At 37.1% G+C, this 14,799-nt stretch carries 9 protein-coding genes and 1 tRNA gene; 5 read left to right on the forward strand and 5 right to left on the reverse strand.

All coding sequences use genetic code 11. The features are described from left to right. Positions 1–12 precede the first annotated feature (12 nt). Together ACFILO_RS07080 and ACFILO_RS07085 are read right to left on the reverse strand one after the other, a co-directional pair. Positions 13–1,719 (reverse strand): ATP-binding protein, encoded by a 1,707-nt coding sequence (locus ACFILO_RS07080; protein ID WP_375678052.1) that lies wholly within the window; start codon positions 1,717–1,719, stop codon positions 13–15. A gap of 828 nt (positions 1,720–2,547) precedes the next feature. Further along, positions 2,548–5,121 carry a DNA translocase FtsK gene (locus ACFILO_RS07085; RefSeq protein WP_375678053.1) on the reverse strand — a complete coding sequence of 858 codons (2,574 nt, stop codon included), beginning with the start codon at positions 5,119–5,121 and terminating at the stop codon, positions 2,548–2,550. Between the two features lie 460 nt (positions 5,122–5,581). Here ACFILO_RS07085 and ACFILO_RS07090 point away from each other — a divergent pair, with 460 nt between their 5' ends. The 3 genes from ACFILO_RS07090 to rpoH all read left to right on the forward strand — a co-directional run bounded on the left by ACFILO_RS07090 (position 5,582) and on the right by rpoH (position 9,079). Next, positions 5,582–7,012: an aldehyde dehydrogenase family protein gene (locus ACFILO_RS07090; RefSeq protein ID WP_375631496.1), complete on the forward strand. Its 1,431-nt coding sequence runs from the start codon at positions 5,582–5,584 to the stop codon at positions 7,010–7,012. Between the two features lie 29 nt (positions 7,013–7,041). After that, a complete protein-coding gene (locus tag ACFILO_RS07095; RefSeq protein ID WP_375629611.1) occupies positions 7,042–8,046 on the forward strand; it encodes an RluA family pseudouridine synthase in 1,005 nt (334 codons plus the stop codon). 148 nt (positions 8,047–8,194) lie between these two features. Beyond that, the gene (gene rpoH, locus ACFILO_RS07100) at positions 8,195–9,079 is read left to right on the forward strand and encodes an RNA polymerase sigma factor RpoH (RefSeq protein ID WP_375618560.1); all 885 of its coding nucleotides are present in this window, start codon (positions 8,195–8,197) and stop codon (positions 9,077–9,079) included. 203 nt (positions 9,080–9,282) lie between these two features. On the opposite strand, the gene ACFILO_RS07105 is transcribed toward rpoH, so the two are convergent. From ACFILO_RS07105 to ACFILO_RS07115, 3 genes are all read right to left on the reverse strand, one after another. After that, positions 9,283–10,704, reverse strand: coding sequence for a hypothetical protein (locus ACFILO_RS07105; protein WP_375678054.1), 1,422 nt, complete (start codon positions 10,702–10,704; stop codon positions 9,283–9,285). A gap of 236 nt (positions 10,705–10,940) precedes the next feature. Next, positions 10,941–12,230 carry an adenylosuccinate synthase gene (locus ACFILO_RS07110; protein WP_375612054.1) on the reverse strand — a complete coding sequence of 430 codons (1,290 nt, stop codon included), beginning with the start codon at positions 12,228–12,230 and terminating at the stop codon, positions 10,941–10,943. Positions 12,231–12,613: 383 nt separating this feature from the next. Further along, positions 12,614–13,777 carry a phosphoserine transaminase gene (locus ACFILO_RS07115; RefSeq protein WP_375612053.1) on the reverse strand — a complete coding sequence of 388 codons (1,164 nt, stop codon included), beginning with the start codon at positions 13,775–13,777 and terminating at the stop codon, positions 12,614–12,616. Positions 13,778–14,176: 399 nt separating this feature from the next. On the opposite strand from ACFILO_RS07115, the gene ACFILO_RS07120 reads away from it, so the two are divergent. Continuing rightward, positions 14,177–14,252, forward strand: a tRNA-Phe gene (locus ACFILO_RS07120). A gap of 298 nt (positions 14,253–14,550) precedes the next feature. Further along, positions 14,551–14,799: Arm DNA-binding domain-containing protein (locus tag ACFILO_RS07125; RefSeq protein WP_375678055.1), on the forward strand; the 249-nt coding region annotated here is incomplete at its 3' end.

A 14,799-nucleotide genomic window follows, 5' to 3' on the forward strand; every position in this document is an offset into this window, starting at 1 on the left:
GCCAGATTTACATCATGGAACACGAGGAAAAAACATTTCCACAGTTGTTCCATGATTGGGTTTTGAGAACAGTAAAAATTGTCCCCCTCTTTCTTCCACCATTGCTTTACACATTGGGAGGCCTAAACCTGTTCCCATAAAAGCGCTATCACCAGATCGGCCATCTTTGCGCTCTACTTGACCATAAGGTTGCAGTGCCTGTATAATTTCTTCTTCGTTCATCCCTATACCATTATCACTCACTGAAATTTTTACACGTTCTTTTCTATAAGAAACGTGAACAATAATCTGTCCACCCAAAGGTGTAAAACGAATAGCATTGGAAAGAAGATTCCATATAATCTGGCGAAACACTTGTTGTGATACAGGAATAAATGGAACATGAGGTGGAGCAACAATACGCATGATAATGCCGTTCTGATTGGCTTGAGTTTCAAGAAAAGCTATCGTCGCACGTAAACAAGATATTACATCAAATGTTTCAGAAATAAGGGAAGAATCAATCTGGTTATCGGAACCAGAATAATTTATCTTCGAGCACTCTAGTAATTGATTAATCAGCAATAATATATGTTTTCCAGAGGAAATAATATCGCGTAAATATCCATGATAGCGCTCATTTTCTATTGAACCAAAACGGCCTTCTCTCATAATTTCTGCAAAACCAATAAGAGCATTCAAAGGTGTTCGTATTTCATGAACAACTCCAACGATTTTATCCTCTTCTGCTTTTTTTTCTCCTGATGGAACTGTTTGTGTCCTATCACGCAACATAACAGCATAATTGCCTTGCTTTGCCAAAAATACAATCGTTATCAAAACGGTTATATTTTTATGATTTTTTGTCATTAAATCAGCGGTTTCACTGCGATTTAAAACCTGATTTTTTTCCTCCATACGGATTGATTTAAAATACTTTTCAACCAAAAGTCGGCTTTGCAAAGTAAATAATGAAGAGAATGGTTGTCCTCGTAGTTCATTTATTTCATAACCCATTAATGCTAAGGCTGCCCTACTCGCTGATTGAACAAAGCCCTCTTCATCCAACCATAAAACACCATCTGTTGCTGTATCCAACAATGATAAAACTGCAGCGGGCTCTTTTACGAGAGCTTGTTCTATAGCATTTACCGGCAATGTTTGTGCATATGGTAACTGAATAGCTGTTTCTTCAACTAAATTTTCTTCTTTTACCGATGAATTCAATTCATCACGCAATTGCTCTGCAATTTCACGAAAAGCTGAGCGTTCTATCTCCGTAAGACATGGCATTTCTGTTTCTAGCTTTTCATTTCTTTTTTCTTGGACTTTTTTTTGTATTTTTAAAACACCAAAGCCACGAAACCCCTTAAGCTGCTTTGTAACATCAAAAATTGGCAAAGCTGACAATTCAACATCAAGCCATTGTAAGCAACCATCGACAGGCCATTGAACAATCTCTTTACTCCAAGGCATAGCCGCTTCAATAAAACGACTGAGAACCAGATATCGATCATCATTAAATTGATGAGCAAGCTCATGAAAACTACACCCTAAAATAGAAGAAGAGAGAGGACCAACAACTTCAGCTAGCTCTTTTGAGACTTCACAAAACAAACCATTGTGATCGATTTCCCACGTAAAAGGCCGTGGCAAAAGCTCTGGTGTAAAACGAAAAGCTTCTTGCTGACATTTTAATTCATTTGTATTTAACTTTAACTCATCTGCTTTTAATGGCATAACTAAAACTAAAAAGTGTTGAATTTACTCTCAAATGAATAATGCTAATTTGTTTACAATTATCTATTCTGGTTAAAATAACTTGATATCTCATATCAATTGTCTGTAGCAAAATTTTGACTGTTTCATCAACAAAACAAGAATAAAAAGAAGCTTCCAGCTCTTGTTGCTTATTCACCCATTATTGTAATAAATCTTGTTACAATAATGGTAACATCTCCCTCGCATAAATAGTACTCAAAAAGAATACACTTATTTTACACATTCATGCGCCTTTTTTGAAAAGATATCTCCCAAGATCCCCAAGCTTATTTTACGACGTCATCTGTAAATGGTGTAATGTAAAAGTCCCTATAGAGGATATCAAGGCATTGTGCATTACCATTTTTATACTTATAAAAGAGCTGGTTAGCACCATCATTATACTAATTTCAGCCCCTAATGTTACCAATAGTTCTTGGCATTTGAAGGCATTCATACAAAGATCTTTCTTTCATTAGAATCGCTACAAAAGAAAAAAGAAAAAATATGCTACCGCACTATTTTATTAAAAAATTTCTCTGTAAAAAAGAGAACACAAATCATCTGCCCTCATATAAAGATTTGTTTAATTTCTTTATATTCCAGATCATTTAGAAATGTTAAAATATCTCATAACCTCCTTTGATATCAGCTTGTTTACCTCATCAGAAGTCTTAATATAAAAGATCGCTTTTTCTTTATGACTCTCTACTCAATTTTTTAATATTATTATAAAAAATAAAACAAGCAAATTTTAATAATGACTGTCAGACATTTTAAAAATTACCCATTTTAAAATGTGCTTGTTTATTTCCCTTCATTGAGTAAAATTTCACGTTTTCCAACATGATTAGCGGCTCCAACAATGCCTTTTTCTTCCATCCGCTCGACGAGAGAAGCTGCTTTATTATAGCCGATTGAAAGTCGGCGCTGAATATAAGATGTTGAACATTTTTTATCACGCATAACAATTTTTACAGCTTGGTTATAAAGTTCCTCACCCTCTTCATCAAAATTTTCTTCCTCAGAAATTTCCGCAGCTGAATCAGCAGAAGTATCCTCTTTGTTATCGTCTTCATTATCTGTTACCGTTGCTAAATAATCAGGTTTACCTTGCATTTTTAGATGTGCAACGATGGATTCAACTTCTTCATCAGAAACAAAAGGGCCATGAACGCGCACAATGCGTCCACCACCTGCCATATGAAGCATATCCCCCTGACCTAAAAGTGTTTCAGCACCTTGTTCACCCAAGATCGTACGACTATCAATTTTTGATGTTACTTGAAAAGAAATGCGGGTAGGAAAGTTCGCTTTAATTGTACCTGTGATAACATCAACAGAAGGACGTTGCGTTGCCATAATAAGATGAATACCTGCCGCACGCGCCATTTGCGCTAAGCGCTGAATAGCATTCTCTATCTCTTTCCCTGCCACCATCATAAGATCAGCCATCTCATCAACAATCACAACAATATAAGGAAGCTGCGTGAGATCCATGGCTTCTTCATGATAAAGCATTTCCCCTGTTTCCTTATCAAAACCCGACTGAACAGTACACATGATCGTTTCGCCTTTTTGAGCCGCAAGTGCAACGCGTGCATTAAAACCATCAATATTACGCACACCCAACTTAGCCATTTTGCGATAACGTTCTTCCATTTCACGAACAGCCCATTTTAAAGCTGTTACCGCTTTTTTGGGATCTGTTACAACAGGTGTTAAAAGATGTGGTATGCCATCATAAACAGAGAGCTCTAACATTTTAGGATCAACCATAATCAAACGACATTGCTTTGGTGTCATACGATAAAGAATCGACAAAATCATTGTATTAATTGCAACAGACTTGCCTGATCCTGTTGTTCCTGCAACCAATAAATGAGGCATTTTTGCTAATTCTGCAATGACCGGTTCACCATTAATCCCCTTCCCCAAAGCAAGAGCAAGTTTAAATTCACTTTCACGAAAAGAACGTGTTTGGATTAATTCCCGTAAATAAACGGTTTCACGAACCGCATTGGGTAACTCAATCCCGATAACATTACGTCCAGGAATTACAGCAACGCGTGTAGAAATAGCAGACATAGAACGCGCAATATCATCAGAAAGATTAATAACGCGCGATGACTTTACGCCCGCGGCGGGTTCAAATTCATACATTGTTACCACAGGCCCTGGATGAACATGGATAACTTCACCCTTAATGCCAAAATCTTCCAAAACACTTTCCAAAAGTCCAGCACCACGTTCTAATGTTTCTTGAGGAATCATCGTACCTTCATGAAAAACAGGTTCCTGTAATAAGTTGATCGGAGGAAATTCATAAACATCACAGTCAATAGATTGAATATTTTGCATAAAAGCAGAATCATAATTACCTAATGGCATACGAGTAGATTGCAATGTTTTAGTTTTACTGTTTGCTTGCATCACAGAAAAATCTTTTGAATTCTTTTTGACGGCTTTATTTATACAATCAACAGTATTATTGGCGACAATATTATTGGTATTTTCAGTCTCTATACTAGCTCCTGCATCACTTAACGCCCCTGTATTACTTAACGTATGAGCAGAATCTTCAACAGAAAGCTTAGAATGACACTCTTTAGTAGTATCATTATTTGTATGCATTAAATCAGAAATTTTCTCAACACCTCGCATCCTTTCCGCTGGAGATTCTGATGTAATTGAATCATAGAGTTGTGGAAAGCGGTATTCAAGAACACGGTAAAGAGCAGTTATTGACTCATCAAAGGCTGTGGGAATATCCGGTGTGAGTTCATTTGTCGTGTCAAGTGATGTTCTATCCTCTTTTGAAGTTTGAGTCTCCACATGTTCAAATATCAAAGATTCACACTCAAAAAATGCATCATCGGAAAGATGCAAAGCAGGTTTTATTTTTTGTAGCACATTTTCCACTTGTAATTTACGTTCTTGTTTATCCTCCTCAAGTGGAATATTTGCTGACGGCATACGAGTAGTTTGACGTGACAACTGCTTCAAAACCGTTGAATGACAAACTGATGTTTTATTCTCTATTGATTGAGGATTAATGACTTTTTTTGTCGAAAGAATATTTGTTGTTTTCTTGTTACAACGTACAATATCTGTATCTGTAATTTTTTTTTGATCTTGCTTCGTAAAAATTTTAAACTGTTTTGCAAAAATTGGATCTGTTTCTATACGACGACGCAAAATCTCAACTTCTGGGGTTCTCGTGAAACGGACGTTTTTTCCGAGGGCAAATGCCTTTTTCCACACTTCCGGATAAGGAAATATCTCAGTAATCTTAACAGATAAATCTTCTCTTGATGCACCTTCCGTACTATCATCAGAAAAAGAAGACGTAGAAATAGATTTTGTTTTCGAATTATGCATGGCACCCAACAAATTTATAGCAATGAGAAAAATAACCTTTTCAAAAAGAATTCGTAGAAACTATCATACGAAGGTTAATAACCTTTTGCTGATGGTTACTTTTTAATGAAAAAAATAATGCCATAATGCATATTCATAATCTGCCTTTTGCATATTTACGATATAAATTACTCAGTTTATGGTGTCATAGAGCTCGTATTTCATTTGTTTTGAAGAAAACTTCATGATAAAAAAGCTTCAAGAAAATTGTCTATGCCTCTCTTTCTCTCCCTTTTCATAAGAGAAACTAGTCCCAATAATACAATGAGCATTGCTCTATTGAATTCTCCATGCTCAATTATCACGATATAATCTAATTTCTCGCGTTTTTATAAGATTACCCTTGTTATCCTCGTTTAAAAAGGCTTAGACTAAGACAATCATAATTACATAAATACAAATAGAAAAAAGGGAGTGAATTATGTTTAATAAACGGAAATTTTATATCAATGGTCTATGGGATGAGCCAAGCATTCCTCACGATTTTGACGTCATTAATCCATCAACAGAGGAGGCTTGTGCTGTCATTAGCCTTGGAAGTACAAAAGATGCCGATAAAGCAATTAATGCGGCTAAAGAAGCGTTTCAAAAATGGAAAACAACGTCACCAAATGAGCGTCTTGGATTTGTTGAAAAAATTCTAGAGATCTACGAAAAACGTTCCAAAGACATGGCAAAAACCATTTCAATGGAAATGGGAGCACCAATTGATATGGCGCTTAATGCGCAAACTGCAACCGGAAGTTCCCATATTCGCAATTTTATCGAAGCTTATAAAGAGTTTTCGTTCCAAGAAACTTTAATAAAGGGAAATGAGCAAGCAATCCTTCACTACGATCCTATCGGCGTCGTAGGATTAATTACGCCATGGAATTGGCCCATGAATCAAGTAACTCTTAAAGTTATTCCTGCTCTCTTGGCTGGCTGTACCATGGTGTTAAAGCCCTCTGAAATTGCGCCTCTTTCTGCTATGCTTTTTGCTGAATTTTTAGATGAAGCCGCACTTCCAGCCGGTGTTTTTAATTTAATCAATGGTGATGGTGCGACTGTCGGCTCTTACCTCTCTGCACATCCAGATTTAGAAATGATCAGCTTTACTGGTTCAACTAGAGCAGGAAAAGATATTTCTAAAAATGCCAGCGCTACTTTAAAAAGAGTCTGTCTGGAACTTGGTGGAAAAGGAGCGAATATTATCTTTGCTGATGCCGACTCAGATGCTATTCAACGTGGTGCACGACATTGCTTTTATAATAGTGGACAAAGTTGTAATGCACCGACTCGTATGCTTGTGGAACAGAGCATCTATGACAAAGCCGTGAAAATAGCCAAGGATATTGCAGAAACAACAAAAGTAGGACCAAACTGCCAAGAAGGAAATCATATTGGGCCCGTTGTTTCAAAAAAACAATATGATAAAATTCAAGATCTTATCCAATCGGGAATTGATGAAGGTGCAACTCTTGTTGCAGGCGGGACTGGTTTACCAAAAGGAATGGAACGCGGTTATTATGTCCGTCCAACAGTCTTTGCTGATGTAAAACCTCATATGCGTATTTTTAAAGAAGAAATCTTTGGTCCAGTTCTCTCGATTCTTTCTTTTAGTACAGAAGAAGAAGCCGTCGCTTTAGCGAATGAGACTGAGTATGGTCTTACAAACTATATTCAATCACAAGATCGCAACAAATATCGTCGTATTGCGGCACAAGTACGCTCTGGTATGGTAGAAGTTAATGGACATGGATTACCCAGTGGAAGCTACTTTGGAGGTGTAAAATTTTCTGGGCGCGCTCGTGAAGGAGGACATTGGGGAATTAAAGAATTTCTCGATAGTAAAGCAATTTCGTACTGGTAAAATCTTATTAAAAACTTAATAGGAATCGTATGGTAATACAGAAAATAACGGATGAAGGTGCTCTTGGGCAACGTCTTGATCAGTGGCTCGCAAAACAATATCATGATGTGCTCTCACGTTCGCGTTTGCAAACCCTCATCCGTGAAGGCTGTCTTAAAATTGATGGTCAATTCATAAAGGAACCAAAAACAAAATTAAAACCTAACCAAATAATTGAATTGGAAATGCCGGACCTTCGTGATGCAGAACCTAGCGCTGAAGCCATTGCATTGGACATTCTTTTTGAAGATGATCATATCATTGTTATTAACAAACCAGCTGGTCTTGTTGTTCATCCTGGGAATGGAAATTGGACCGGTACATTGGTTAATGCCCTTATTTACCACTGTGGGAATAGTTTATCTGGTATAGGTGGTGTTAAACGCCCTGGTATTGTCCATCGTCTTGATAAAAATACAAGCGGTGTTATGGTTGTTGCAAAAAATGATCTAGCTCATAAAAGTCTCAGTGCTCAATTTTCTGATCATGGACGTACCTGCGCATTAGATCGACGCTACCATGCCTTGATTTGGGGAACACCTCAGCGCAATGTCTGGACAATTGATGCATCACTTGGCCGTTCGCCCTATAACCGGACAAAGCAAGCTGTCATCCATAACCAAAACCCTTATGCTCGTCATGCTGTTACACATGTTTCTCTGCTTGAAAAATATGGCTCTCATGCAGACTCAACATCTTTTGCTAGCCTTCTGGAATGTCGCTTGGAAACTGGACGCACCCATCAAATCCGTGTTCATATGACTCATATAGGGCATCCACTCATAGGCGATACAGTTTATGGAAACGCTTTTAAAACAAAATCAAACATATTCAACCCCACTATTAGAAATGCAATCGATCAATTCAACCGACATGCACTCCATGCTGCAAGTCTTACTTTTGAACATCCTTCTACCGGTAAAGTTATGTCGTTTTCCGCACCACTGCCTCAAGATATGGCTAAACTTATTGAGCTTTTTAAAAAAATGAATTGAAACTTTTCCCCTTCTCAAGATTTCACAATAAAATATCTTTTTTTGAACAAAATTGAAAAATATGCTAAAGTGAGGTTATGAGGATAGTTAGCTATCTAAAACATAGAATTTGCCTTATCAGGGAATTCAGACAAAAGGAGGGTGCTATATGGCCCATATGAATTTATTATCAGTAATGACAGGTGATGGTGGTTTAAACCGTTACTTGGAAGAAGTGCGTCGTTTTCCAATGCTTGAGCCAAAGGAAGAGTATATGTTAGCTCAGCGTTACCGTGAGCATAATGATCTAAAAGCTGCGCATAGGCTAGTAACCAGCCATTTGCGTCTCGTAGCTAAAATCGCGATGGGATATCGGGGCTACGGACTTCCCATTGGGGAAGTCATTTCAGAAGGCAATGTTGGACTCATGCAAGCTGTTAAACGTTTCGAACCAGAGCGGGGTTTTCGTCTTGCAACCTATGCAATATGGTGGATTAAAGCGTCAATCCAAGAATATGTATTGCGCTCTTGGAGTTTGGTGAAAATGGGGACAACAGCTAATCAAAAGCGCTTGTTTTTCAACCTTCGTAAGTTAAAAAGTAAACTTCAAGCACTTGATAGTGGTGATCTCAATGCAGAACAAGTGAAAGAAATTGCAACCCAGTTGAATGTCACAGAAGATGAAGTTGTATCAATGAATCGTAGGCTTGGTGGTGACACTTCACTCAACGCACCAATTCGAACAAAAGAAGGGGAAAACAGTGAGTTGCAAGATTGGTTGGTGGATGAATCTAACGATCAAGAACAAATTTTGATTGAAAAAAGTGAATTAGAAAATCGCCGTTCCATGCTCATAAATGCCATGGACAATCTCAATGAACGCGAAAAGCGTATATTTAAAGCGCGTCGTTTAAACGATGTACCACTAACCCTAGAAGAACTCTCTGGTGAATTTAATATTAGTCGAGAACGAGTAAGACAAATTGAAATGCGTGCATTTGAAAAAGTGCAAAACTCTATCAAAGATTCTACTTTATCTCAAAGTCAAGTATAAAACCTAGAGTTAAGTATAAAGCCAATGGTTTGCACATTCTTTAAATGTGAAAATGAAAAAAAGCATGCCTTGGCTTTATACTTGTAAATTAGCCTATCGAATTCTTTAAGTTATTGATATGTAAAGCTTTATTGAATATATTTGGTATATAATTGATAAAGACGGTCGTAGAAAATTCTTCACAGCCGTTTATTCTTTTGCATCTATGTTTTATTTTTTTGACCAAGAACTGTTAACTTATCTTGTTGTGCAAGCCATTGTCCAATAACTTCATTAAAAATAGACTTACCTGTTGGTCCTTTTGCAAAGGTTAATTCACTTATACGCCCGTTTTTATCCGTTAACACCAAACGCATCCAATCTAATTCTCGCATCAATTGTAAATTTCGATCAAGAAATGGATGATTTCCACTCAATGCGACAAGAAAAAAGTCATCGTTAATCTTTGCAGCAATGGTTCTTGTTAAAGCCTGTCCAATGGATTGTTCACTTGCTTTAAAGGTTAATGCTTGAACATTGCTTATAGCTTTACCTGAAAATTTATCAGAAAGAATAAAAACAAGGTCCATAATATATGCAGCAGGAAATGACTGATCGGTATTACGACGTAAAATTAACCGTAATGATACCCCTTCATCAGGAATTGTTATATCACCTTGTATAGTTGTTTCTTCTGGAGCCCCCTTCACTTGAGATTCTTTTATAAGCGTCCAGCGAGCACTTCCCGTTGCTATCTTTTCTGCATCATAATTTGTACGTGCTTGATAGAAAACAGCTTCACCTGATTTTTCAAGCGATTGCAAATTTCTATCAACAACTGTTGAGAGTACTTCTTCATCCGAAGAATCTATCGCTTGTTTTAAACCAACATCAATTTCACTTCCATCCTCTAATAAGCGTTGTGTTAACTTTCTCTTAATTGGAAAAGCCTTTGGTACTCTGTGAGAAGCTTGAAGATTTTCTTCTAAAAACTGATGATCATTTGATACAAATACACGCTCACCAACAAAAAAAATACCAACAAGTAAAACAACAAAACTAACAACAGAAACAGCACTTATCACAATACGCCTTTGCACTAACGATTTATTAGCACGACGTAAAGCCTGAGAAAAAATGTGCGAAACAATATGCGGATTATCTTCCTGCGAAGGAGAAATCTTTAACACACTGCTATTAACATGCTGAGAAGGCACATCAGCCTCCATATTAACAGGCTCTGCATCTGGTATATCTGATACACAAAGCTCAACAAATACCTTGTTATCCTTTGAACGTGTAACAAAATCTTGCTTTCTTTTTATGTTTACCTCTGACAATTCATTATTTTTTGGTAATATAGTTTTTTTTGTAACTTTCTTATCTTCATTTATATTTGTGGGATTCCACCCAATAACTGAAGAAAGCCGTTTCTTTTCAACTGCTAAATATTCTCCTTCAACAGTTGCAATAGAACTTTGAAGAATCTTTCTTTGTTCATCCGCTATTGCTTGTGGTATTTTTGCTGTTACAAATTGATGTTCTAGTGTTTCGGTAGCCCGCTTATAAATCCGCTTACGCACTTGTGGTGTAATATTATTTTGTGCATTAATTGTCTTTTTTAAGATTCCAACGAAATCTACCATTTCCTCTATAATCTCTCTTAAACTGAGAAAAATCAATAGTAAAGCCAAAAAACTTTATTTTAGCCTTCTAAATTGGTTGCCATTTAATATTGGTACAACTATTGCAATAATGTAAAATGAATATGAAAAATAAACAATGCTATTTTGCACCTTTCTTTTACGTGCTCTTAAAAACTTTTTTTGTAAAAAGATACAAAAACGAACAGAGAGCATATATAGAAATCTAAAAACAATAATCAATTAACAAAGGGATCCGTAATAAGAATAGTATCTTCACGCTCTGGACTTGTGGATAATAAAGCCACTTTTGTATTAATCAGTTCTTCAATATAGCGTATATATTTAATAGCCTGCACTGGTAAATCTTCCCACCTCAATGCATGTGCTGTTTCTTCCTTCCAACCTTCTAATGTTGCATAAATAGGCTTCACCCGATCCTGAGCTCCCATGGAAGAAGGTAAATAATCAATCCTTTTACCATCAAGCTCATAACCAATACAAATTTTTATTTCATCCAAACCATCTAAAACATCAAGTTTTGTCAATGCTATACCTTGAACACCGCAAATTGTTACCATCTGACGTACTAAGACAGCATCAAACCAACCACATCGACGCTTTCGACCCGTTACAACACCAAATTCATGTCCACGCACTCCTAGAAATTCACCAATATCATTTATCTGCTCTGTCGGGAACGGCCCTTCTCCAACGCGTGTAGTATAAGCTTTTGCAATACCCAAAACATAATGAATTGCATCAGGTCCCATCCCCGAACCTGTACATGCTTGCCCAGCAACTGTATTAGATGACGTTACATAAGGATAAGTTCCAAAATCATTATCTAATAAAGCACCTTGCGCACCTTCAAAAAGAATGTGTTTCCCTCCTCGATAACCTTCATCTAAAAGACGCCACGTACAATCCATAAAGGGCAAAATTTTATCCGCAACTTGCATCAATTCATCATAAAGTGCTCGAGAATCAATCTCTGAAACACCCATCCCACGACGCAAAGCATTATGATGCCTCAAAAGCCGCTCAATCTTAGCCATAAGTGTATCTTTTTCTGCTAAATCCATCACTCGGATAGCACGACGTCCCACCTTATCTTCATAAGCCGGTCCAATACCGCGCTTTGTTGTACCAATCTTTAAACCAGATAAACCGCTTTCTCGAATTGCATCAAGATCACGATGCAAAGAAAGAATCAAAGGAGCATTTTCAGCAATACGCAAAATTTCTGGTGTGATTTTTACACCCTGATTACATAGTTTTTTTACTTCTGCAACAAAATGATGAGGGTCAACAACAACACCATTACCAATAATTGATAACTTGCCACGCACTAAACCAGACGGTAAAAGTGATAATTTATAACTGACTCCATCAACAACCAATGTATGGCCAGCATTATGCCCCCCCTGATATCTCACCACGATATCTGCTCGCTCAGACAACCAATCTACAATTTTACCTTTGCCTTCATCACCCCATTGTGTACCGACAACAACTACATTGGCCATAACTTTCTCCGTCGTGTTTGGTCAAAAAAACCAGCATTCAAAAACAAACTCTTCTTTATAACGAAACCTTAGAGCAAGTGCGACTCCTCATTTCAGATTTTTCTCAATCTTCAAGTGATTAAATTTTCAAATTTATGATAATAAAGATAAGCAAGTACCCAAATATTCTCAATCTGTCATTTTCGCTACAAAAAGTAAAAACATTAGAGATTTTAATTTGTGCGTATCCAACACCTGACAAAGCATTCATTCCCCGTCTTAATCTTTTACAATTCATGTAATATTTAGAGGCTGTTTGTCTGATACAAGAATACGAAAGATCATCATAATCTCTCGTATCCTTTTTTGTTTAAAAACACGTTGTGAAAATCACCAGTAATTATTTAAAGCTGTGCTTTTTCAACTTGGAACGCCCACTCAAGCCATTGTGTTAAAATTTCAAGATCGGAAGCCTCAATTGTTATACCCGCCCAAATTCGAAGCCCAGGAGGAGCATCGCGATACGAACCGATATCATAAGCAACCCCTTCCTCATCAAGACGCTTCACAACCGCTTTTATAAAAGATACTCGCCTTTCCGTATCCAAAGCAGTAATCACTGGATCCACAATATCTAAACAAATAGCGGTGTTAGAACGCACTTCAGGATCTTTTGCCAAATATTCTAACCATGGCGTTTTGCGAACAAAAGCATCAAGTACAGAAAAATTTTTCTCAACCCGTGCTCTTAATGCCGCTGCACCTCCTAGAGATTTTGCCCACTTCAACCCATCAAGGAAATCCTCAACACAAAGCATAGAAGGTGTATTGATGATCTTTCCTTTAAAAATATCTTCGTTCAATTTTCCATTTTTTGTCATATAGAAAAGTTGGGGCATAGGCCAAGCTGGAACATGATTCTCAAGCCTCTCAACAGCACGAGGACTTAAAATCACCATACCATGTGCAGCCTCACCTCCCAAAACTTTCTGCCATGAAAAAGTAACAACATCTAATTTTGAAAAATCAAGATATTGCGCAAAAGCTGCCGATGTTGCATCACAAATGGTCAATCCAGCCCGCTTATGCGGAATGAAATCCGCATTAGGAATACGCACACCAGAAGTTGTCCCATTCCATGTAAAAACAACATCCCGATCAAAGTCAAGTTGTGTTAAATCTGGTATTTCACCATAAGGAGCTTCAAAACGACGCACATCAGAAAGCTTTAATTGCTCGACAACATCTTTATTCCACCCAAACCCAAAACTTTCCCACGCTGCCATATCAATGCCACGCTCACCTAATAGAGACCATAGAGCAGCCTCAACAGCACCGGTATCTGATCCTGGCATAATTCCTATACGATGATCAGAAGGAACCTCAAGAATCTCACGGGTTAAATTAACAACTTCAGCAAGTTTTAATTCTGCTTCTCTAGATCTATGTGAACGCCCAACTAATGCATTTTTAAGAACATCAAGAGTCCAACCAGGCCGTTTGCTACAAGGGCCTGAAGAAAAATTAGTATTATTGGGACGATTACTTGGTTTTTGTAACATTATCATTATTTCTCCCCTTTTAGATGTTTTTCTTTCTTTATAAAGAAAAACAAATTATTATAAAGACTAATCAATAATCTTTTTAGAAAAAAGTCAAAAATGTTGTCTCTTATTTCGTATGCTTAAAATTTAGGTAAACTTTATAAAAAAATCTTTCTTAATCATTCTTCTCGATTGATTCTTTTAATTTTTTTTCGTATCACCACCACGATAAGACAGCATTCTAATAACAATACACTAAAGTGTCCAATATACCTATCAAATTTATTTTATGATAAAGATTCATTGATAACGCTCTAGAATAGAGAGATAAACTTATTAAAAAATCAATTATTTTTCTTTTGATGACTGGACAGAGAAAATTTTAATGTTATAACCGCAAACGCTTTATGTTTTTTGAAGCATGCCCAGATAGCTCAGTTGGTAGAGCAGCGGACTGAAAATCCGCGTGTCCGTGGTTCGAATCCGCGTCTGGGCACCATACTCTTCTTTGTTATATGTAACCTATTGTTTTTTTATTTACTTTTTAAGTAAGGGATACCTGAGTAAAGTTAAGGGAATAGGATTTTCTAACATTTCTCTATAAAGCACGCTTCGCATAATAACAATATATTGATTTATGATGATAATTCACTGTTTTGCATATTGAATGAGAGTCTCGAATAACGTAGGATTCTCTCATTTCAAATCTGTTTATCTTGAATCAATCAAAACCACTTGCTTGCACGTCACAAGCGGGGTTGATGTGTGGGTAAAAATTGTACAAGAAAGGAGTAAAAATGGCTCTTATGAACCGTCTTAAGAGCCAAGGACTGTCGGCAACATTGGGAGCTGGCAAATATAATAATGGTGCCGGCTTGTTACTTCATAAGCGTAAAGATGGTGGTGCTCAATGGCTGTATCGTTGTACCATTCATGGTCGGCGCCGTGAAATGGGCTTGGGTGCTTTAAGAGATGTTTCTTTAAAACAAGCCCGTGAATTGGCAACAGGATGGCGGGCTGTTTTACGTGAAGGGCGTGACCCTATT

This window comes from Bartonella sp. AP72JLCBS, assembly GCF_042195705.1.
In the GTDB taxonomy this organism is placed as follows: domain Bacteria; phylum Pseudomonadota; class Alphaproteobacteria; order Rhizobiales; family Rhizobiaceae; genus Bartonella.

Coding starts and splice junctions, on each gene's coding strand:
- ACFILO_RS07080 (WP_375678052.1), bottom strand. CDS start 1,719: ATGCCATTAAAAGCAGATGAGTTAAAGTTAAATACAAATGAATTAAAA.
- ACFILO_RS07085 (WP_375678053.1), bottom strand. CDS start 5,121: ATGCATAATTCGAAAACAAAATCTATTTCTACGTCTTCTTTTTCTGAT.
- ACFILO_RS07090 (WP_375631496.1), top strand. CDS start 5,582: ATGTTTAATAAACGGAAATTTTATATCAATGGTCTATGGGATGAGCCA.
- ACFILO_RS07095 (WP_375629611.1), top strand. CDS start 7,042: ATGGTAATACAGAAAATAACGGATGAAGGTGCTCTTGGGCAACGTCTT.
- rpoH (WP_375618560.1), top strand. CDS start 8,195: ATGGCCCATATGAATTTATTATCAGTAATGACAGGTGATGGTGGTTTA.
- ACFILO_RS07105 (WP_375678054.1), bottom strand. CDS start 10,704: ATGGTAGATTTCGTTGGAATCTTAAAAAAGACAATTAATGCACAAAAT.
- ACFILO_RS07110 (WP_375612054.1), bottom strand. CDS start 12,230: ATGGCCAATGTAGTTGTTGTCGGTACACAATGGGGTGATGAAGGCAAA.
- ACFILO_RS07115 (WP_375612053.1), bottom strand. CDS start 13,777: ATGATAATGTTACAAAAACCAAGTAATCGTCCCAATAATACTAATTTT.